The sequence below is a fragment of the Chryseobacterium jejuense genome (genome assembly GCF_900100075.1).
Taxonomy (GTDB): domain Bacteria; phylum Bacteroidota; class Bacteroidia; order Flavobacteriales; family Weeksellaceae; genus Chryseobacterium; species Chryseobacterium jejuense.
Map to the genome: position 1 here is coordinate 315,270 of NZ_FNEG01000004.1, position 23,830 is coordinate 339,099.

A 23,830-nucleotide genomic window follows, 5' to 3' on the forward strand; every position below is an offset into this window, starting at 1 on the left:
TTTTAGGGTAAAAATTTTTATTCTTTAGCTAACCGTTTTTAATCTATTTTAGAACTGTATCATAGATTTTATTCAACAAATCTTGTCTCATTTTTGAGTTTCTATAGTCAAGAAGAATGATAATTCCCCATTTTTTATTCCTGTTGTAGCAGATGATGGAAGACTGTCCCATAGAATCTCCTGATTTCGAATAAATGGTATTTTTATCATCCGTCATCATGTTAAGACCTAATCCCATGTCTCTTTTCTCATCTTTATACACGATTTTTTCCGTAATGACAGCAGCTTTCCCAACTGTTGTTTCATTATTTAAAACTGCTTTTAAATAGGTAACCATATCAGAAGTATTAGATTTTACCAATCCTGCAGATGCTGTAATGTTCCATTTGAAAAACTCTTGAATTCCTCCGTTCGGATTGTGAGCCGTTGTTATATTTTTCACATTAAAGTCCTTAGTTAATGTGCTATTCATGTGTAAAGGCTTTATTATTTTAGCTCTGATAATTTCATCATAGCTCTTACCATACACTTTCTCTAGTATTTGCCCCAGTAAAGTATATCCAATCGTAGAATAACGAAATTTACCATAGTCTTTTAGCTCACTGCAGGTATTGATTATTCCCGCTAATGTTTCCATGGTCACACTGCTTACAGGCTGCTGCGGGTTCAGTTCCATCAATTTTGGAAAATCTAAATCAGGTAATCCAGACTGATGTGATGCCAGATCTGAAATTTTAATTTTGTTTCTAAGGTTCGGCTGTAATACATATTCTTTGGGAAGGAATCCGTCTATATAATCATCTAACTTTAGCTTATGATCTAAAACTGCCTGGGCAATTAAGTTTGAAGTCAGGATTTTAGTGATGGATGCAATTTCGAAGATGGAATTTTTATCAATTTTTGTTTGACTTTCTGCATTCAGCTTACCATAGGCTGCATAGTATTCTTCATTGTTATTGATAAAGCCAACACTAATTCCTACCTCAGGATTTTTCTTATAATTATCGCTGATGATAGAATCAATTTTTTGGGTAATGTTTTGTCCAAAAGAAAAGCTGCTTGCGAATAATAGTACTGCTAAAAATTTTGATGAAGTTTTCATTGTATCGTTTTTTTTATGTTTAAAAATTATTTCGATACAAAGATGTGGGAGAAAGAAGAATTAGGCGACCGAATAAAAGTATTCAGCCTCATTTGTATAAAAAAATAAGTACGAATCTGTACAAAAAAGAGTACGAGTAATTACAAATTGCTGATTTGTAGATTCTTACGATAGTTAGTTGGCGTATTGCCTGTATGTTTTTTAAAGGCTGTATTAAAAGAAGATTTTGAATTAAAACCAACTTCGTATAGAATTTCAAGGATCGTCACCTTACTTTTTGTACCATCTCTTAAAATATCCATAGCATTCTCTATGCGGTATGTATTTACAAAATCATAAAAATGCTGCCCTAATTGATGATTGATTAAAAGAGATAAATCCCGAACCGGAATTTCAATCTCACTGGAAACATCCTGGATGGTGAGCGAAGAGTTAAGAAAGGGTTTTTGCTCTACCATATACTTCTTTAACTTGATAAGCTCTTCATTATACTCTCTTTCATCTATTATGGGCTGCTCGCTGCTCTTCTCTTCTGCAATAATCTCAGAAACGAGTTTTAATTTTGAATCAATATTTCTGAAAAGCCCCGGATTGTTTAATGCTTTGAATAAATACCAGCAAAAAATAAAAAGAGAGGAAACCCAAAGACTAATCTTTAACCACTCCGAAATATGGGGATAATCTGAAAATTTAAAAATGTTTTTTAAAAGAGCTACCGCATATAAAATAGTCAGCACAACAGTAAACTGGAATAACCAATTATAGGAACTGATGTTTTTCCCTGCATAGTTTTCAAGATATAGTTTCTTTGATTTTCTCAGTACTCTAAAAACAGCAATGATGTAGCTAATAACCTGAACATGTATTAAAATATGAATGAACTGGAACTCTATCATATTTTGACGATTCTGAATAAAACTCATTTTTGATGCCGCATCTACAGTATAAAAACGAGGCAGTAAAACCAAATTAACAATTAAAAATGGGAGCAGATGCAGTACATATTTTGGTTTTAACTTAAAATCAGAGTAGCAGACTGATATGATATAGAGATAAAAAACAGGAATTTGCAGAAAGGCAAAAGAGGATCTAAACATTCCCAGGTTGGATGGGCCATCAACCATCAAATTAAACAAAGGCTCGCTAATATCTATTGCGTTTAACACCAGAAAAGCAGCAAACAGAGCATTACTTATTTTATACTTTGTTTTGAGTGTAATCAGGAAAAATGCCAGAAACAATGAAATGAATAAAGAGATTGTATTTACAATAATTAATAAATTCATATTATCCATTCTTTACTCTTCTTTGTTTATGGTTATTTTATTTTTAAGCTTTTGTTGGAATCCAAATGGTATTTTAAGATTTAAATTCCAAGTCGCACAAATATAGAAATTACATTGATATGATCAGAACTTTTTATATCCTGAGAAGTCATTAAGATAAAGAAATCTTACTCATCAATTTCCAAAATTCACAAAGTGAGGCACTTCCGTCGCAAAGCTATTCATTGGCAGAAGGTTATTTCGGTTGCTGTTAAAATCAAAGACTGAATTATAATCAAATGGAACACGAGGATAATAAGTAAAGGAAACCTGAATCCTATTGAACACCAGGAACGGATTATTAATTAAAACCCCTACTCCTATTTTAGTGTTTGCCCGGGTATTCAATAATTTATCATTAGGCATACCCAGCCAGCCTACCGCCATCGTTACATAGGGACTGAAATGGAAATTCTTCCACGTTTTATCAATAAACATCTGAAGCTGATATCTTAACACCATTTTTTTAGTTCCGATATAATCTGCATTATAAACAGGAAACTCATCCGGCGAAGAAAGGTTAATTCTATCTTTATACGAATAATTATGCTGAGGATTTCCCAACGCTAAAGTGGGAGAAAAAAAGTGTCTTACTTTCGCAAATTTCCAATCCATAAGATTCGTAAAATACGTTCCATCTATACGGAAAGACTCCCTATTTTGGCTGTCTTCATTAAAAAATCTTCCAAACTGGGCTTTCAATGTAAAATATCCCAGCTTTGTAAAGCTTCCATAAGATGCGGAAATTCCTACATAAGGATTCGTTTCTTTATTTCTTGATAATCCACCGGCAATAAGGTTTATAGAGTTTCCGTAAGCAATATCCTCAGGCAAATCATATTGGAAAATATTCTTCTGAACGGAAAATCGCCTGTTAATAAGCCCTACAGATACCAGAAAACTATTGTAGGAACTAAAATATTTATACTGATCAATTCCCGGACTGTCTTTGTACTGATAATTCTGAAATCTTCCTATGACCGCAATATTACTGGTCACTTTCTCATTGGGATCTGACGAGACCGGGATCTGATAACCTCCCCATAAATCCTGGTTGTATACTTTAATCTGAACTTCCGGAAATGCAGTATCGGTTTCCACCGGCAGTAAAACATTCCGCATAAAATATTCAAAAGTGAAACCACCCGCCCATTTGGTTAATGGGGAGAAAAAGTCTCTTCTGACATTGAAGTTGATTCTTTCATTTCTTGCAAAGTCCCTTTCTCCAAGGATTTGAGCACTGATATAAGACCCAAAAAGATTATGGGTGGTATAACTTCCTAAAACATAGTCCTGTTTTTCTTTGGAATCGTTTCTATAAAGGAAATCTAATGTGTGGCCTAAGCCCAATACATTCTCTTCGGTCACTCCCAAACCAATTTTACTTCCTGAATAGCTCAGTCTCGGCTTTAAACTCCAGGAATCAAGTACTTTTACCACCACATCAATAGAATCTTTGCTGGAAGTATCATCAGAAACGCTGATATTCACCCTGTTTATAAAAGGCATTGCCCTCATCAAACGTTCAGATTCATAAAGTTTCTGAGCATTATATTCTTCTCCTTCTTTAAAAAGTAAGTAATTGTTAACGGTAGAGGTTCTTGTGGTGGAATGAAGATGGTCTGCAAACCAATCGTACCATTTTAATTTTTCTTTCTGATCTTTGGATCCATACCCGAAAGGGTCAATGGTTTCAATCCTGATATTTCGGATATATCTTTTATTATAGGCTTCCTGTGGCAGTTTTTCGGTTCTGGATTTAACAGAGGTTGAATCTGCTTCCCTACGGAATATGAAGCGATGAAGAAATTTAGTGACTTTTCTTTTATCTGAAAACTCTTCTATTTTATAATAAAGTGAATCTTTCTTTTCCTGTGCATTTAAAAAGAAAAAACCACTTAAAAAGAAAATTAAAAATACAATTGATCTAGTCATTAGTCATCAAAATTCAATACAGTTTACAGCATCAATTTACAGGTCAACAGACCCTACAATAGGGATAATATCTTTTAAAGGTACTACTTTTGAATGAAAAGTCAAACTGCAATACCATTCAAAACAACTTAACAAATCAAAAGCAGACGATATTCGCCTTCGTTTTCAACAGGAGCTCTGTGCACGCAAGGCAAAACTTTTTGGGCCGGATGATCTACTGCCAGCCGCCAGAGATGTCCTAATCCCAGATTGGTAGGCTCTGCATTGGATTTAGCCTGATAATGCAGATCGAAGAAACATTCCTTCAGAAAGTCTTCAAATTCCTCTTCAGGTCCGTCATGTAATTCTTTGAGTTTTTCCCGGATTTCGGGAACCTGTATTTTTTGCACAGCCTGGTTATTGGGCAATATATCACTTGCTGCCCCATAATAAGTGCATAAAAAAGTATCTGTTCCAATGGGTGAACGATCTACATGGTACGAATAGACATCTGTTGAAATAAAATCGAATTCTTCATCCCGATCATAATTTTTAAGCAGATTGAGCGATGGTGATGCTCCGAAATCCGTTAATAATTGTAAATCATTTAAGATTATTTCCCTTGCTATATTTCCTTCTTCCGATAGTGGCAATGCTAAAAGGTCTTCAGCAGAAATTTCGGTAATATTCTCTTTTAACTGAAGCTTGGAAACAATTTCTTTAAAATCTCCGTCTAAATTCCTGTACCAGCACATGGCGTTTATATCACCCTGAAAATCGGTGTGTATAAGTTCAGAAAATGCAGAAACTATTCCTACTTGATGTTTATCGGAAAATGTATCGTTCATATTGTAGAATAAACTGCTTAGTCATTTATTCTCTGCAAAAATAAGAAATAGCTTTTATTAACCTCCATTATCCAGAAATCAGAACCCCAAGTGTATAAAAGTCAGCCTACAAAAAATGCTTAGGTTTCTTTCCCTGTGCAGCATGTTCCGCTATTTCATCAATACGTTTCTTTCGGGTTTCCAGTCGTTTAGCTAGAATAATCCACTGCAGCATCATTTTTTTCATGGATTTGCTTAAGCTTTGGAAATACTCTTCTGAACCTTTATGTCCTTTAAAAGCTTCGCTTAAATCTTCCGGTACTGTAAGATCTTCCACACTATCAAGAATAACCCAGGAACCATTTTCTTTTGCAATTCTTATACATTCATGGCCGGCTTCTTTCATCAGTTCATCATTAATCAGCCTTTCTACTTTTTCTTTATTGATTCTTGACCAAGTACTGTTGGGTTTACGTCTGCTGAATAGTTGTTTAAAAGAACCTTCGTCAATCGTCTTTTTTGTACTGTCTATCCAACCGAAACAAAGTGCTTCATCCACAAGATCACTCCAACCTACTACGGGTAAACCTGATTTTTGGGTATTACAAATTACCCAGACTGATTGCTCATCCTGATGAAATTTCTCTAACCATTCCCTCCAATCTAGCGTTGTTTCTATATGGATTTCTTTTCTTTTATTTGTTGTTTCCATGACAGTCTATTTCCATTATTATTGTAAAGATAATCAATGGGATTGACAAGTGTATGTCAGTAATACATTATATAAAAATCAGGTGTAATTCATATGAGGAAAATAGGGGGAATAGAAAGGATAAATACAGCTTTAGATATTCATTATTTTTCATAAAAAGTTGTCATTTTTGAGCTTATGGAATAAGGTATTCATCCGGAAGAGTATCCAAGGCATCTGGAATATTTAGTATGAAAATATATTATTTTTTATGCTTCCCCATAAAGCAAACCATAAAAAGAACCGTAAATTTGGCGCCTAAATTAAAAACTTAAGGAAGTTCCGGTTTATTCTAAATCTTGATTATAAAGAAATGGATATCCCAGGAAACATTATAATTTTCAATACGATCTAAGAACATCAAACGTGTATTATAAGGAAAGGCAAAAATATTATTTTAAAATTGATACTGAAAACAGTGAAGGAGTTGAAGTATTTGTAGGACAAGACGCAGGCAATCAATTGAATAAAGACATCCTGAATGCACAGTCAGAAGTTCTTATCATTTCCCCTTATATTGATGAAGTAAAGCTGGATGACCTTCTGATGCTGAAGAACAGAAATATCAATGTGAGACTGGCCTTCAGTGATCTGCGGCCCGAGCAATACGGAAGCATATTACGAAAACTGATTCATCAGAACCGGGTAACGGACGTAAAGAAAAAAGAGAAAAGGGAAAGTCTGAAAAATCTTTTCTTTTTATCTTCTATTGTGTTGTTTTGTCTGGGAATTTTTGCGCTCATTTATTTTGGAATTCATCTTGTTGATGATCTTACCAATTCAAATAACTTAGTGGCTCTTTTGGTAGCTATCGCCTCTCTGTATGGATTCTTCAGATGCTGGGAAAAGAAAACAGAAGTTGAAAAAATGGAGATTTACACCTATCATTACTCTGAAAATCTGAATTTCAAATACATCAGAAACAACCGCTATGATAATAAGTTCCTGCATTCTAAAATTTACATCATTGATAGAAAAGTAGCCTATCTTGGATCATTAAACTATACCAAGAGTGGATTTACCTCTAATTTTGAGTCCCGTATCAGAATTACCCAAAAGGAAAAAGTAAATGAGCTGGTTCGCTTTGTTCATGATATTTTTGAGGATAATATGAATCTAAAGAAGCACGAGATTTTCTATCTTGGAAGACAGGTCTACAGCGAAGATATGTGGTAATTATATACCATTTCACATCACTGTCATTAGCTCCACAGAAATAATTTCCGATTTCGAATGAAGGCGGAAGCTCATCCGCAGCACAGATTCTTCGCTATGCTCACAATGACACAGTTATAATAATAAGATTAATATAAAATAGACATCTTCTCTTGAGCGACCTTATTATATAAAAAAACAGTGTTCTCCAAAGAGAACACTGCTTATTAAAATGAAGTATGGATTAATTTTTAATCAATTTGCCTTGCAATGATTTTTCTCCTGCTTGTACAATAACAATATAAGTACTTTGCAACCAGTTAGAAACATCTACACTCACTTCTCCTGAAGATGATTTCAGTTCCTTATGGAATTTGATATTACCCATGGTATCAAAAACCTTAATCTGCGTTGCCAGTAATTTCTCGTTACCGGTATTATACGAAACCTTCACTATATCCTTAGCTGGATTTGGCATCAGCTTCAGAGAAGAAGCCGTAGTAAGACTTGGTGTATTTTCTGTTTTTGCAAAAACAGATTTGCCTTTAATTTCCGGCTCACCAATAAACTTACAATCATCCTGTCCTAAGAATAAGATTACATCACTTCCTCCAGGGAAGCTGGCATTCGGGTAGAATGTCAATGGATTAGAATTCATATCATATGTTCCTCCTGCCGGAATGGTAATCATAGATGGGAAATAAGTTCCATATCCGTTAAGACTTGAAATATCAAGCATTGCCGGCTGGCTTCCAGTATTAACTATTATTCCATGAACATTATAATGATCACCATCCCATTTGAATGCAGTAATTTTAACATCAAAGTTACATTGTGTTTCTATACCGCAATCTTTTCCAGGATAATAATTCAATGCTCCTGAATAATATTTACAATACATTCCACCTGCAGTCTGATCAATTCTCAGCCTGTAAGTTCCCGGCGTACCAGCAAAGTGGAATGCATCAATAAAGGTATTGGTTCCATTTTGCAAACTAACTCCGAATCTTTCCCATTGGTGATAATCAAAGTTGCCTTTTGGCCCAAGAATATAACGCTGCTTATCTCTACAATAGCTATAACAACCTGTAGGGAATACCCACATCAAACTTTCAATACTCAATGGTACATTGATCTGCCCAAATACTTTACAGCCACTTGGTGCAGTATAGAATACCTTATATGATCCTCCTTCATCCACTGTAATGGTTTGTCCACTCATTCCATTACTCCAGTTATACTCTCCATTGGCAGGTCCGGATGCTGTAAGTTGAATTTTATAAGGCTGGCATCCTACCTGAGTATATGTCACTATAGGATCTGCTGGTGGGCTGCTTACGGTAACAACAAAATCTTTAGAACCTGAACAATCTGTAGTTCCTGGTACACGTGCCTCCAAAGTAAAGGTATAGGTACCTGCCGATAATCCGCTTACAGTATAAGCAACTGACTGAGACGTAAGCCATCCTGCCGACAATGGAACCCCATTTCTCTTCCATCTGTATTCCAACGTATTATCTGTTAAAATACCTCTAAGTGTCGCATAGCTATTGGCACAAATATTTGCCTGTCCTGATATATTTACATACGGAGGTTTTTTAAATGCAACACCTACCGCTTTAATACTCATTGCATTCGTTTTACATCCATTTGCTGAAACCAATACCGGCCAGTAATTCCCTGATTCTGTTGGTACAAAATTCATTGAATTAGGTGCTCCCGGCACTTGAACATTCCCATTCATCCAAATATAACCTGAAGGTACCGTACCTGAAGGCACAAATGAAATAAGTGGAGATGTCCCTAAACACGCAACCGCATTTGGAGGGGTAAGATTTCCATCTAAATTAGCTTCATAAATAGTAATATTACGTACAGTAGAATTATACTCACATCCTTGTGGAGTTTTAACCATCAAACTTACGCTCTTCGTACCAGCAGTATTGAATGTAACATTCATATTCTGTTGTGAAGTCACAAAAGCTGTTCCATCAAAATACCATGTATAAATATTTCCAGCTGTATATGAACCAGGTGAAAGAGTAATCACCTCTCCTTTACATGCTTGAAAAGGAAGCATAAAAGTCGTATTTGGAACAGGTGCCAACGTTATAGTTTTCGTAATCGTACATGCTGGCAATGATGGCTGTGAAGGTATAGACATCTTCATCGTAAAGGTGTAAGTACCCGGCGCCAAATTATTATACGTAGCTGTCTGGCCCACTTGATCCGGCTGTCCAGTCATACTGAATCTATATTCTATAGAACTAGAAGGGTTAACTTCAAATATTGTAGATGAATTATACAAAGTAACATTATATCCGTTACCACTACACACCTGGCCAATATTGAACTTAGGTTCATATAGTTTTCGAACTTCAAAGCTTGTTGAATACCAACACGAGCCATATCTTAAACGTACACTCACAATATGCGCTCCGGCAAGATTAGTTTGGAATGTAGCTGTAGGCTGCCCTTGCGGACTTACCAAAGTAAGCACATTATTCGTTACCCATTGGATTTCATCCGGAGGGGTACTTACATTTAAATTATTTACTGTAATGGTATTACAGCCCGTCCATTTTGGCGTAAAGGTAACTATAGGAGGTAACGCACAGTTACTAGCTGTTGGGCAAGAATTAATTACTTTGATCTCCTGTGAATATACATAACAGTCATTAACATCTTTAGCTCTTACCTGATAGGTTCCTGCAAGACCAGTTCCTGATAAAGTATATGAGTTGGTATTAAACCCTGGTAATGAAACTCCATCTCTAAACCATTGCCACTCTATAATATTTGTAAGCCCTGTAGAGCTGTTAGCTGTAAGTGTATAAGGCAGTAAAGGATAGTCATCACAAACCATAAGATTGTATACCGGTGAAACGGTAATAATTGTTTCAGGAAGAATAATGAAACTTGCACTTGCTGTTGGCTTGTACACGCACCCATTCGTTCCACTGTAAGTCACCGTTACGATCTGATTAACATTTCCACCTGTAGCGTTCTGGATATACCCGTTATTTGGGAAATCATAAACTCCGGACGGATTAAATGTTGTTGTATAGGTATCTCCATTTGCAAAAGTAAATGTAACATCTGTTGCTGAAGTTATTATTCCCTGGTTAACAGTGAAATGAAGGTTTGAACCTAAACACACTTTTCCAACGTTCGTAAAATTAACCACTGGAAGAGCTAATTTACTAACAGGCATTGTAATTACCTTTTTTTGCCCACATACAACAACTTCCAGTCTCAGGTTAGTTGAATATACGTTATTAGCAACTTCATTGATATTTACTGTGATGTTAGGAGTACCTTGTCCGGATACAAAACTTCCGAAGTTAGGGTTTTCAAAACTCCATTCCATAGAATCCGGAACAATATCGCCTAAATTAGCGTCAAAATTCTGTGTACTGCTTGGGCAGAAAGGTCCTGAATTCTGTTTAATAAAAATCTTATTAATATTCATTGGTTTTATATCCAATGATAATGGTTTAGACAGACAAGCTGCTGGGCTATCCGTTCTGTAAGCAACCGATACTGAGTATAAAGATGCACCAGGATTAAATATAACGGTAACACTATTACCAGCATTACTTCCCTGAATAACACCATTTGTAACACTCCACACAGGAATTACCCCAGCTGGTTGCGATGCTACAAGTGAATATACATAAGGTTTATTTGGGCATACTGCAACATTTCCAAGAATAAATCCTCTTGGCGGTCGTGGAATACTCACTACCTTAATTAATAATGCATTACTTTCACATCCACCTCTGATTGCTGTAATCACATAATTTCCTGGTGTCAAGAAAGGATAATCAAGAGGAGCTGTTGTTGGTTGTGGCGATGTATATACTACTCCACCATTTAGAGTAACATTCCAGGTAACAGGAACAGTAGGTGAAGCCGTAAATGTCTGTGGTGTTCCCACACAGATTTCTTCTTTCCCCCCTGATATTGTTACAGGTGCTTCTACAACAATCGTTTTTTGTGCATCACCTCCGCATAATAGTAAAGTATTTTTATATGAAGCGGTAAGAGTGTAAGTACCTGGCACATTTCCTGTGAAAAGAATTTCATTTCTTTGTTGGTTATAAGTCAACTGACCCGGTGCAGGTCCTGTCACATCCCAATCAATTTGAGTAGTAGGCCACTGTGGAAGCGAATAGGTATATTGTTTTCCCAGACACACTACTGATTCTCCTTTAATTCTTGCATTTTTTAAAATCACAGGAATTTTTACAGTAGTCCACTCCGGGCAGCCACATTCAGATTTATACATTACATAGCCAAAGCCATCCTCAGGATTTACATTATCCCATTTTACTTCAATTTCGTTGTCGGAAATTTGTTGCCAAGATCCTCCCATTACTTGCCATTCTCCTTTACAGCCATTCTTTACACTGTATCTTTCGGCACTTCCTTCACATACCACTGAAGCACAGCTAATCTGTACCGGTGCAGCTTCCGTGATGTCTAATTTCTGATACGTTGTTTCTGTACAACCACATTTGTTGGTTACCGTTAAAGTAACAGTAACTCCTCCAGCCTGAGTATAAGTATGAGACGGCTCAAAAGCTGTAGATGTTGTTCCATCTCCAAAATCCCAGAAATAATTAACAATATCAGTCCCACCATTAGCATGAGACTCGTTATCAAAATGAACCTCAGTATTTTTACATGCTCTGTCCTTTAAGTTAACGAGATTAAATTTTGCAGAAGGTTTATTGATCTTCTCAATACAGATATCTTTGGTTTCAACAGTTCCATCCGTAAATGTAATTGTTGCCTGTAAAGAGCCTGCTCCTGCAGTACCCCATAAAATTTCAGCTTCAATATTGGCTCCACCTGAAGTGGTCTGTAGCACTCCACCGGTAGGCATCCATGCTACAAAGCTAATATTTGAGCCATGAGCAGTATATTTTACTTTACTGCCTTCACAGACCCGGACGCACGCACCGGAATCAATAGAAGAAGCGGCAACGGAATTATCTCCGGAACCTTTTTCGCCACGGAAGATCTGGCATCCGACCTGAGAATCCCAGGTAATATGGGTTGATGATTGTGCTTGTAGCCCCCAAGGCACAAGGAGCCAGCATAGCAGGAGCCATCTGAAGATGTGCTGCCTACTAAAGTAAGTAGTGTTTTTCATGGTTAATAAAAATGTATTAATTTTCATTTGGAAATTAATGAAAATTCTAATAACAAAATCATTTATCAGTGAAAAATATTGCATTTATACAATCTAAACATCAACAATATACCGTAATTACTGATTAAACCTTAATTCACACTCCTGGTAATTATTGATAAAAAAATTAATTATTCTCATTTTAAAGCAAAAACAAATCATTTTTCGCTCATTTAAGCTTCAATATTTAGAATAAAATTAACCAAAAACAATATCAACAATGAATTTTTTACAACAATAATAGAATATTAACGATAAAATCATAACAAAAAAAAAAAAAAAAAAAAAAAAAAAAAAAAAAAATTAAAAAAAAAAAAAAAAAAAAATTAAAAAAAAAATAAAAAAAAAAAAAAAAAAAAAGAGTGCAGAAAATTTATTTCCAAGAGTCGAAACTACCTCATTTAAATTATCATTCAATATCAGTACCAGTAAGCACATCCAATAGCGATGAATCTTTTACAACTAAAACTGTAGTCAAATACACACAATTAGCCCATCGCAGCTACAGATAAATCTCAAACTATCTTTTTTATTAAGCAAAAAGAACTTATTTTGTATCAGAAAACAATTAACTGGTAAAATGAAAAAATACTTCAAGGAAATAATGATAATAATCATTGTACTATTATCGCGATTGCCTTTTATTTTCAACAGTCTGGGAGCTGATTTGGATGCCTGGAGAGAAGTATATACAGCAAAAATAATACATGAAGACCATATTTATAATGTTTCCCGTTTTCCCGGATATCCATTTCCGGAATTTTTATATTCATTAGTATATGATTACCCTTATTGGGCAATCAATTTACTATCGGTTTTATTTACAATAGGTTGTTGCTTGTATCTTTTTAAGATTCTAAATTTTCTTACAATAAAACTTTCTTTTCTTATTTCCGTAGTATTTTCATTTGTTCCAATTATCTACCTCAGCAGTACAATAGCTATGGATTATAACTGGTCTTTGTTCTTTTTGCTAGGAAGCGTTTATCATCTTCTTAAAAAAAATCTGTGGTTTTCCGCTTTACTATGTGGGCTTATGGTAAGCGCAAGGTTCAACAATATTATTTTTCTTCCCGCCTTCGCTTTCCTTCTCTATACTTTTTCTGAAAAGGACATCAAAAAGGTTTTACAATTTTCAGTTTTAGCCTTTCTTTCCACATGCGTTTTCTTTTCACCAGTTATTTTAAAATATGGCATTGGCTTCCTGCAAAGTTATGGTGATGCAAAAGTTAGTCTTGGTAGTCTTTTAAGTCTTTCCACATTATACATTTATGGAGCTTTAGGAATATTGGCTATTATTTCAGGTTTAATCATCCAGCTATTTAAAGGAGGTTATCAAAAAATAAAGAATGTATCCAAAAATGATTTTGCAATATTCAGTATTCTAATGATTGTTTCCAATCTGGCATTCTTTATCAGATATCCATTAGAATCAGGTTATTTAATTCCATCTATCCCTTTTGTCCTTATTCTTCTGCAATATATTTTGAATGAAAAACTCATGAAACCCGTATTGTTTGCATTACTTCTGTCTCCTTTTTTAATCCATATAAATACACAGAAAATTAGGGTTATGGGAGGGATATTCGTTAATGAAAACTATGAAGATCAGCAATTAAAATATTGCAATAACCTTATCCGGGAAATTAAAAGACATTCCGGAAATCAGCCTGCCATTTTCCATGTAGGCAACTATTCCGAACAGGTCTCACTGATTGGGAACTTTGATAAAAACAGCAATATAAAAATCGTTAAACATCTTAGCCCTCAAGACCAGAAAGATATCATTAATAAAAAATATACACTCTATTATTCCAATACAGAAAATGGCAAGACTGAAAATAGTAAAACCCATATGCTGGATCAATATGGAACACTCCTTTATAAAGATTTTGAACTCATAAGATAATTGTAAGCCTAAAATAGAAATAGACACCATAGCACAAAGGTAAAAGAGTAAAACTTTCCATCCCTACCCAACCTTGCACAAAAAATGAAATATCTTATCTTTGTTTTTTCGAGGATCATTATAAACTCTTTATTCGAAATATTCTACATGAAAAAAAATAGCTTTTTAATTTCCGCTAAAGGAATTCTTATTGCAGGATTTTTATCCTTAAATACTGTGATGTATGCTCAGAAAACAACAGATCTTTCCCCCATTTCAGAGAAAACCTTAAATAGCATTTTAGAAAAGAACAGAAATTATTACACTCAGGGAAAAGTAGCTGACTATATTCCTGAACTAGGTAAAATGGATGCTAAAGCGATTGCATTTTCTGTAGTGGATAAAAGCGGGAAAGTATTCAGCACCGGTGATGTTCAAAAGAAATTTACTATGCAGAGTATTTCCAAGATCATCGCTCTGATGGTTGCTGTAAATGAGAGAGGCGAAACGAATGTTTTTGATAAAATGGGTTATTTCGGATCAGACAGACCTTTCAATCATTTTTCTAATCTTGAAACAACAGGAAAACCGCTTAATCCAATGATGAATGCAGGAGCAATCCTTACCACATCTCTGATTTCCGGTGAAGGTGAAAAACCATTCCTTAAAGTATTGGATATGGTTCGCTACATTACCAAGAACTCTACCATTGAATACAGCAAATCGGTATATGAGTCTGAAAAATCTACAGGACACCGTAACCGCGGAATGTTCTATATCATGAAAAACAGCGGCTTGATTTCAGGAAATGAAGATCAGCTGGATAATTATTTCAAACAATGCTCTATTGAACTTACGGCTGAAGATCTGGCAAAAATCGGATACTTTTTCGCAAACCAGTGTGTACGTTTTGATGGCGATTCTCAATATAAAAATGCAGATATTGCCAAACTGATAGAATCTCAGATGCTGACTGCAGGAATGTATGAATTCAGTGGAGAATACTCCAGAATGGTAGGATTACCAAGCAAATCCGGAGTAGGTGGTGGAATCACAGTAAGTGTTCCGGGGAAAATGGGTATTGGAGTATTCAGTCCCGCATTAGATCAACACGGAAACTCTTTAGCTGGCTATCACATCATTTTAGATCTGGCGAAACAATATAACTTAAGCATTTTTTAATATGCTAAAAGAGCCTGAAAGTCATTTGATTTGTAAATTTGATACTCGTATAAACCTACAATAAATAACTATAGCTCATGAAAGATGAAATACAGTTTTTAAAAGATTTTGTCGAGGGCAATATTTCCAGCCAGGATTTTGAGCAGCAGCTTTACACCAATTCAGCATTAGAAAAATTACTTTCAGACTCTTCCATCAACTGGAAAGGAAGCTACCTTCAGGATACCAGTCCATTTTTATATTTAGCAGAACAGAACTATAAAGATCCTGCGGGGCTGCTAAATGCTCAAGGGACAATCCGGCTCTTTTTAGACAAAAAAGGAGTAAAGGTTACTGAAACTTCGAAACATTCTGATGATGATAATCTGCTTTTAAGTACCAGCCCCAACTATATAGACGCAGATTTAAGTTTTATTGAAAAACACATTTTACCAGAAGATAAAAGTCTTTCAAAATCTGAACAAAAACAATATATCAAACAACGGTATATTGAACTTTTCAGATACCAGACAAAACCACCCAAATGGATACAAAATCCAGAATGGCCTATTCAAAACAATTCCCCCTTATTCTTTTTAGGGCAGATTGAAATCAAAAGAAGTGATCTGTTTCATGATGATGGAACTATCTATCTATTTATTGATTCAAAAACCGGAGTGATTGAAACTATAAAACAGTTTTATTAATTTTATGAATAACATAATTAATATTTCTTTAACATTTCTTATCAATAATTCACAAAATCCGTTTCCTATTTTCTCCCCTATAGTATTCCATTTCAGTTTCATGCGGAATAAACAAATATTTTTACAGTATTTTCAAAATCAATTTACGCCGATTTCATCGTCAAACAGGTATGTTATCTTTTGGTAATATAACAAAAACAAATCTCTTCTTTTTGAAATATTTTATTTTTTATTTCTATCTTTGCTTAACATTTCTTTAACTATAATTAGTTATTTTTATAGTTACCTAGATTGTGCCGGCTTGTTTATAACGAATAAGAAAATAAACCGTATACTTTTATAACATTTGAACAATTAACATTTGTTTGTTAAAAAATTATTATCGAATTTTATTTATGATTAACAAAATATCATAAATTTATTATTTTTATTCACGCATCACAAACAATCAGTCTTTATCCCCATTAGATTGATGTTTTAATGCAAAATCGCATATTATTATTTTAATACTAAATGCAATGAAAAACTTGACCATTATTAGGCTAATGCCTTTTGAAAAGCCGGACACTACTTTTAACTCTAATCATCTTAGGGCCAACTACATGTTGTTGAAAAATATTCAACAAATAAGCTTTACAATTAAAAATCTAATAAAAACCAATTTTATGGTTTTGTAATCAGTTATTTCTCTTTATATCAAAGATTTATGCACTTTTTACAAAATCCTTACTAACATATCACGCCATGAAAAACGTAACCATTATTGGACTAACGCCTTTTGAAAAGCCGGATGTCAACCTTATGCCTAAATTGCATCAGGCGGGTATATTTCCTGTCCTCAGCTTAGGCCAAGAGTTAACGACCGCCCGGGCAGCAATTAGTCAACTTGAAGAAACAAACTTACCTTCTTATGGTATTTATGTTTCCAATGAAAAACTATCAGCAATTCAACTTCCCGAAAATGTAAGATTTGCGATCTTACCATTCGGAATGACCGTTTCTCAAAATTCAAATCTGGATCTCATTTATCAGGTAACCAGTTTGGAAGAAGCTAAACAAGCTGAACAATCAGGAGCAAAAGGAATTATCATTAAAGGAAATGAAGCAGGAGGCCAAATCGGCTACGAATCTACCTTTGTATTATTCCAAAGAATTATCAATGAAATCAAAAGCATTCCGGTTTGGGTACAGGGGGGAATAGGACTCCATACTGCCTCAGCTGTGAAAGCCTTAGGAGCAACAGGAGTTGTTCTGGATAGCCAACTTGCTTTATTCCCTGAAAGTTCTGTACCAAAAGACATAAAAGATTTATGTTCAAAACTTAACGGAACTGAAACTAAAATCATTGCCAATCACAGAGTATTGGTAAGACCTAATTCTCCTGCATTACCGGATGACATCAATGCTGAAGATCTTAAACAATATTTTACAGATCTTGATATCAGCAAGAGCTACATCCCTATGGGCCAGGATATTTCGCTGGCAACTGATCTGTACGAAGAGTTCAGAACCCTGAAAAAAATGGCTTTCGGACTTAAAGAAGCTATGCATGGTCATCTGAAGCAAGCAAAAGCACTTCAGGTTATTGATCAAAACAATCCATTAGCACAGGAACTTGGTTTAAAATATCCAATTGCACAAGGTCCAATGACCCGTGTAAGCGATGTTCCCAGATTTGCCAATGCAGTAGCAGAAGCCGGAGCTTTACCTTTTGTAGCTTTATCATTACTTACAGGTAAATCAGCGAAGTCTTTGGTAATGGATACAAAAGAACTAGCAGGTAACAAAACATGGGGAGTAGGTATTTTAGGTTTTGCCCCTCAGGAACTAAGAGATGAACAGACTTCTTACATCCTAGAAGCCCAACCGCCTGTAGTTTTAATCGCAGGAGGAAGACCCGCACAAGCTAAAGTATTTGAAAAAGCAGGAATAAAAACATTCCTACACGTTCCATCTCCTGCCCTATTGGATATTTTCCTTAAAGAAGGGGCCAAGAGCTTTATTTTTGAAGGCCGTGAATGTGGTGGCCACGTTGGCCCATTATCCAGCATGGTTCTTTGGGAAAAACAAATTGAACGTATATTAAAAGAAGACCATCCAGAAAATATCAGTGTATTTTTCGCAGGTGGAATCCATAATGATTTCTCAACAGCATTCGTTTCCATTATGGCTGCTCCATTAGCTGCCAGAGGGGTAAAAGTGGGTGTCTTGATGGGAACGGCTTATCTGTACACTCAGGAAGCTGTACAAACAGGAGCCATCCAGGAGGAATTCCAGGTACAGGCGATGCAGGCTAAAGATACAGTCTTATTAGAAACAGCTCCGGGACATGAAACCCGTTGTTTAAATACAGCATTTGCTAACCACTTCAATACCGAGAAAGCCAAACTTATGGCAGCCGGAACAGACAAAAAAGTAGTATGGGAGCAATTGGAAAAATTAAACGTAGGCCGTTTAAGAATCGCAGCTAAGGGAATTGAACGCCAGGGAGACCAATTGGTCAATATTCCTAAAGACGATCAGCTGGACCTTGGAATGTACATGATTGGGCAGATTGCCACTATGCAAAACAAGGTGCTTACCCTTGAAGAGCTTCACCAAAACGTTAGTATTGGGAATTACGAATACATCCAGGAAGCAGCATTATCGGAATTACCTACATCCAGCGAAAAACCATTGGATATCGCCATTGTTGGAATGGAATGTATTTTCCCGGGCGCTAAAAATCTAGACGAATTCTGGAGAAACATCATCCTAGGAAAAGACAGTGTAACCGAAGTTCCGGATGAAAGATGGAATAAAGAGCTTTATTATAAACCGGATTCAGACGAAGCAGATGTATCGCATTCAAAATGGGGTGGTTTCATTCCGAAAATTGATTTTGATCCATTAGCATTCGGGATTCCACCACAGTCTCTAGCTGCTATTGAGCCTACACAATTGCTGACTTTATTGGTAGCAAAACGTGCCATGGAAGATGCAGGATATGGTGAAAAACATATTAATAGAGAAAACATCTCTGTCATTATCGGAGCTGAAGGTGGTAACGACCTTGCCAACAGCTATAGTTTCAGAGGATATTATAAACAGGTCTTTGGAGAACTTCACGAAGAAGTAAAAGAAGCCTTCCCACACACTACAGAGGATTCTTTCCCTGGTATTTTGGCTAACGTGATCGCAGGTAGGATTACGAACCGTCTGGATTTAGGGGGAAGAAATTTCACAGTAGATGCAGCTTGTGCTTCATCTTTAGCTGCCTTAGATTTAGCTTGTCAGGAACTTGTATTAGGAAAATCTGATATGGTTCTTGCCGGAGGTGCAGATTTACATAACGGAATCAACGATTACCTGATGTTCTCCAGCACCCACGCTCTTTCCAGAAAAGGAAGATGTGCTACATTTGACAGTGAAGCAGACGGAATCGCCCTAGGAGAAGGAATCGCAATCCTTGTTCTGAAAAGATATGAAGATGCGATCAACGATGGTGACCGTATTTACTCTGTAATTAAAGGAGTTGGCGGATCAAGTGACGGTAAAGCCCTTGGATTAACTGCTCCTAGAAAAGTAGGTCAGGTAAGAGCATTAGAACGTGCTTATACTCAAGCTGGAATCAGTGCTGCAGCTGTAGGATTGGTAGAAGCTCACGGTACCGGAACTGTTGTTGGAGACAAAACAGAATTAAGTGCTTTAACAAACCTGTTCAGCCGTTCAGGAGCATTACCTGGACAAACGCATTTAGGTTCTGTGAAGACCCAAATCGGACATACCAAGTGTGCCGCAGGATTAGCAGGTTTAATCAAAGCTTCTCTTGCCGTTTACCATGGAGTAAAACCTCCTACCCTTCACCTTAAGAAGCCGAACGCTTATTATAACGCACAAACCAGCCCGTTCTCTTTCCATGCTGAAACAGGATTATGGACTGAGAAAAACAGATATGCGGGAATCAGTGCTTTTGGATTTGGAGGAACAAACTTCCACACTGTAATTGCTAATCATCCGAAAAAAGATGACTCAATTGCAATGCAGTCATGGCCTTCAGAATTATTTGTATTCCGTGGGAATACTTATGAAGAAGCTAAAGGACAATCAAGCCAGATCAAAACGTTATTGGAAATCAATGATGAAATTCCATTAAAAGATATTGCTTACAGTTTAAGTATTAATTCAGAGAAACCAATTCAATTCAGTATCGTAGCTGATACCGCTGTAGATCTGATGATGAAAATTGAATTAGTACTATTAGGAATAGAGACTAAAGATACTTTCACTGTCAGTAAAAAAGAAGGTAAGGTAGCCTTTACATTCCCTGGACAAGGAAGTCAGAGAATTAATATGGCTCGTGATCTATTCGTAGTCTTCCCGGCTATGCGTCAGATTATCGACAATTATCCTGAGCTTGAAAAAGTAGTTTTCCCTTCTACAACATTTAGTGAAGCGGATTTAAAACAACAGAAAGAAACCATTAAAGACACCCGTCTGGCACAACCGCTTTTAGGAATTGTTGATCTTGCATTGGCTAAATTCTTAGAATCATTAGGAATCATTCCTGATATGCTGGCTGGTCACAGCTATGGTGAATTACCAGCTTTATGTTTCTCAGGCGTATTTGCAGAAGATCAATTAGTTGATTTAAGTATCCAGAGAGCTCAATCTATTCTAAACTCAGTAGAAGGTGGTGATCCGGGTTCAATGTTAGCTGCAAGTGCTACTCACGAACGTTTACAACCGATCATTGCTAAGGTGGAAGGATGTTATCCGGTTAACTTCAACGCGCCTACTCAATGTGTTATTGCAGGAAGTACGGAAGCCATCAATAAACTACTTGAAGTCCTTAAACAGGAAGGTATTTCTGCTAAAAAATTAGAAGTGGCCTGTGCATTCCATAGCCCATTATTGGCAAAATCTAAAGGTTTATATGCCGATGTATTAAAAGAGGTTTCCTTCCAGGAAATGCAGATCCCTGTATGGTCTAACACAACAGCAAACGTATATCCTTCGAATCCTTCAGACATCAAAGAAAGACTGACTGACCACTTGGTACAGCCTGTAAGATTCGTAGAGCAGATGCAGGCGATGTATAACGATGGAGCAAGGATCTTCATCGAGGTAGGACCAGGAAAAGTCCTGACAGGATTGGCAAAATCATGTATTGAAAAAGACCAGTTGACTTTATATGTTGAAGACAGCAGCCGCAATAAATTCACCCATTTACTTTGTATGTTAGCACAGTATTTAGGAACAGGACGCAGCTTCAATATTGAGAAACTTTTCGATGGCCGTTTCGTTCAGCGTGTTGACATTAATCAACCTGAACTGTACAAGAAAAGCCCTGCCATCTGGCGTGTTAACGGACAGGCTGCACATCCGACAACAGGTTCATTACCTGCTAATGGTGCACTCCCTATCATAAACCCTATTCCTATGAACAATTTTACCAATCATAATACGCAAGCTCCTGCACCGGAAGGCCTATCTACGGCAGAACGTATGCTGCAGGAATATTTAAACAGTATGAAACTCATGATACAGGCACAACGTGATGTGATGCTTTCCTTTATGGGACAGAATCCTCAGGTGAACCCAATGCCTGTTTACAATACTCCAATGCCGGCTCCAGCACCTGAACGTACAATTCCTGTACAACAGGTTCAACAAGCAACAACTGTTACAGTAGCTGCTACTGCCGTTGCTGTAAAAGCAGCTCCTACAAGAGATATCAAAGCTTTATTACTACAGGTTGTAAGTGATAAAACAGGATATCCACAGGAAATGCTTGGGATGGAAATGGACCTTGAAGCTGATTTAAGTATCGACTCTATCAAAAGAGTAGAAATCATCGGAACACTTCGTAGTGAATTAGGAACATTAGCCAACGGAAACACCAATGAAGACATGGTGATGGAACAATTGGCAGCCATCAAAACCTTAAGCGGATTAGTTTCATGGCTTACTGAGTTCTCAGGCGCAGATACAACGGCTACTCCAGAACAAAATGGAACTGCAACTGAAGTGGCTTCAATACCACAGGCTCAATCTGCATTATCATTAGAAGACCTTCAAAACGGTATTTTAAATATCGTAAGCGAGAAAACAGGATATCCAAAAGAAATGTTAGGGCTTGACTTAGATTTAGAAGCAGACCTTAGTATTGATTCCATCAAACGTATGGAGATCATTGCTGATCTTAAAAACAAGATCGGTTTCGGAGAGAATCTTGAGCAGGCTGATGATGTGATGGAAAAATTAGCAGCCATCAAAACCCTTCGCGGATTGGCAAGCTGGATCAGTGAAATGAGCGGTGACACTAGTGAAGTAAAAAACGAAGTAAAGGAAGAAATAACTTCTGAACCAACTAACAATGTATTATCACGTCTTCGTTTTGACATCACGCCTACAGATGCTTCTTCCGTACAAAATACAGATGTTTTGCAGGGAAAACGTTTCGCCATCACTCAGGATGACACTCAACAAACCTCAGCTATTAAAACTGAGTTGGAAAAGCACGGAGCTATCGTAGAATTGGTAGACGCATACAAAGACCTTTCACATGTTGACGGATTAATCATGCTAGACCTGTTCTCAGCAACAGATAAACCAAGCATTATCGATCATGTTGATTTGATTAAAAAACTGGATTTCGATAAAGCAAAATGGGTGTATTTAATCTCTGATATTGCTGCTCATATTCAGGAAGTAACTGATGTAAGTGTTTTACGTCATCACCAAGGGTATCCTGGACTTTTCAAAAGTTTGGCGAGAGAATTCGATCATACTACTTGTAGATTCATCAGTTTGAGTACTCCTCAGGAAGTAGATCAGATTGCTGAGATTACTTTAAAGGAAATCTTAACGAACGATAAACCTGCTGAAGTTATTTATAAAAACGAAACAAGACATAAGGTAGACATTATCCCTTCCCCATTGTCTACAAGTTTAAATGAAGCTCACATTCAGTTAGACCAAAAATCAGTGGTATTGGTACTTGGAGGTGCACAGGGAATCACCGCAGAATTGGTAAAACACATGTCTCAGGCTTATCCATGTACTTATATTTTGGTAGGAAGATCAGCAGACCCAAGAAATGAAGTTTCTGCGAAAGAATTGGAAGCAATGAAGACTAAAGAAGAAATCAGAGCTTACTTGATTAAATCCGGAAAATTCACTTCACCTGCTGAGATTGAAAAAGAAACTACAAAAGTTTATAAAAATAACCAGATCCTACGCACGATCCGTGATATGGAAGCGCTTGGAAACACTATTATTTATCAATCATTAGACCTTTGTGACGAAGAAGGATTAAGCAATTTAATCAGCAGTATTTATGAAAAATACAGCCGTTTAGATGGGGTGATCCACGGAGCTGGTCTTTTAGAAGATAAATTATTCAAACAAAAGACAACCTCTTCTTTCGGACGTGTATTTGATACCAAAGTAAAACCACTTCGTGTATTGGCTGAACAACTTCGTACAGACTGCCAGTTCGTTGTTTTATTCTCAAGTATCGCATCCGTATACGGTAACAAAGGCCAGACAGATTATGCTGCTGCCAACAGTGTACTGGATGATTACGCTAACGCTCTGAATAAAAGATTAAAAGGAAAAGTAATCTCCATCAACTGGGGACCTTGGAAAGGAGCAGGAATGGTTTCTTCCACCCTAGAATCTGAATACGAACGTAGAGGAATTTCCATGATTCCATTGGATGAAGGAAAAGAAATCTTCCTTAACGAAATAAAATACGGAACTGAAAGCCAAGTGCTTATCATGTCAGGAAATAATTGGTAACCCTCTGTATACACT

The 23,830-nt window shown here is 36.4% G+C and carries 11 protein-coding genes; 5 read left to right on the top strand and 6 right to left on the bottom strand.

What is annotated here, in order from left to right:
• Positions 1 to 43: 43 nt before the first annotated feature.
• The 5 genes from BLS98_RS13775 to BLS98_RS13795 all read right to left on the bottom strand — a co-directional run bounded on the left by BLS98_RS13775 (position 44) and on the right by BLS98_RS13795 (position 5,880).
• Entirely contained in the window at positions 44 to 1,102 is a 1,059-nt protein-coding gene (locus BLS98_RS13775; protein WP_089737085.1) for a serine hydrolase domain-containing protein, read from the bottom strand.
• A gap of 140 nt (positions 1,103 to 1,242) precedes the next feature.
• On the bottom strand, positions 1,243 to 2,388 hold the full coding sequence (locus BLS98_RS13780) for a helix-turn-helix domain-containing protein (RefSeq protein ID WP_228425230.1): 1,146 nt from the start codon (positions 2,386 to 2,388) through the stop codon (positions 1,243 to 1,245).
• A gap of 174 nt (positions 2,389 to 2,562) precedes the next feature.
• On the bottom strand, positions 2,563 to 4,362 hold the full coding sequence (locus BLS98_RS13785) for a POTRA domain-containing protein (RefSeq protein ID WP_089737087.1): 1,800 nt from the start codon (positions 4,360 to 4,362) through the stop codon (positions 2,563 to 2,565).
• A gap of 128 nt (positions 4,363 to 4,490) precedes the next feature.
• Positions 4,491 to 5,189: a DUF1826 domain-containing protein gene (locus BLS98_RS13790; protein WP_089737088.1), complete on the bottom strand. Its 699-nt coding sequence runs from the start codon at positions 5,187 to 5,189 to the stop codon at positions 4,491 to 4,493.
• Between the two features lie 106 nt (positions 5,190 to 5,295).
• Positions 5,296 to 5,880 carry a YdeI/OmpD-associated family protein gene (locus tag BLS98_RS13795; RefSeq protein WP_089737089.1) on the bottom strand — a complete coding sequence of 195 codons (585 nt, stop codon included), beginning with the start codon at positions 5,878 to 5,880 and terminating at the stop codon, positions 5,296 to 5,298.
• Positions 5,881 to 6,285: 405 nt separating this feature from the next.
• Here BLS98_RS13795 and BLS98_RS13800 point away from each other — a divergent pair, with 405 nt between their 5' ends.
• Complete coding sequence (locus BLS98_RS13800; protein WP_111994768.1) at positions 6,286 to 7,095, top strand: phospholipase D-like domain-containing protein; 810 nt, start codon at positions 6,286 to 6,288, stop codon at positions 7,093 to 7,095.
• Positions 7,096 to 7,318: 223 nt separating this feature from the next.
• Here BLS98_RS13800 and BLS98_RS13805 read toward each other — a convergent pair whose 3' ends face one another.
• Entirely contained in the window at positions 7,319 to 12,262 is a 4,944-nt protein-coding gene (locus BLS98_RS13805; RefSeq protein WP_228436024.1) for a PKD domain-containing protein, read from the bottom strand.
• Positions 12,263 to 12,878: 616 nt separating this feature from the next.
• On the opposite strand from BLS98_RS13805, the gene BLS98_RS13810 reads away from it, so the two are divergent.
• From BLS98_RS13810 to BLS98_RS13825, 4 genes are all read left to right on the top strand, one after another.
• Positions 12,879 to 14,183: an ArnT family glycosyltransferase gene (locus BLS98_RS13810; RefSeq protein WP_139166122.1), complete on the top strand. Its 1,305-nt coding sequence runs from the start codon at positions 12,879 to 12,881 to the stop codon at positions 14,181 to 14,183.
• Between the two features lie 147 nt (positions 14,184 to 14,330).
• The gene (gene glsA / locus BLS98_RS13815) at positions 14,331 to 15,344 is read left to right on the top strand and encodes a glutaminase A (RefSeq protein WP_089737092.1); all 1,014 of its coding nucleotides are present in this window, start codon (positions 14,331 to 14,333) and stop codon (positions 15,342 to 15,344) included.
• 77 nt (positions 15,345 to 15,421) lie between these two features.
• Positions 15,422 to 16,030: a hypothetical protein gene (locus BLS98_RS13820; protein WP_089737093.1), complete on the top strand. Its 609-nt coding sequence runs from the start codon at positions 15,422 to 15,424 to the stop codon at positions 16,028 to 16,030.
• A gap of 744 nt (positions 16,031 to 16,774) precedes the next feature.
• Entirely contained in the window at positions 16,775 to 23,815 is a 7,041-nt protein-coding gene (locus BLS98_RS13825; protein WP_089737094.1) for a type I polyketide synthase, read from the top strand.
• Positions 23,816 to 23,830 lie beyond the last annotated feature (15 nt).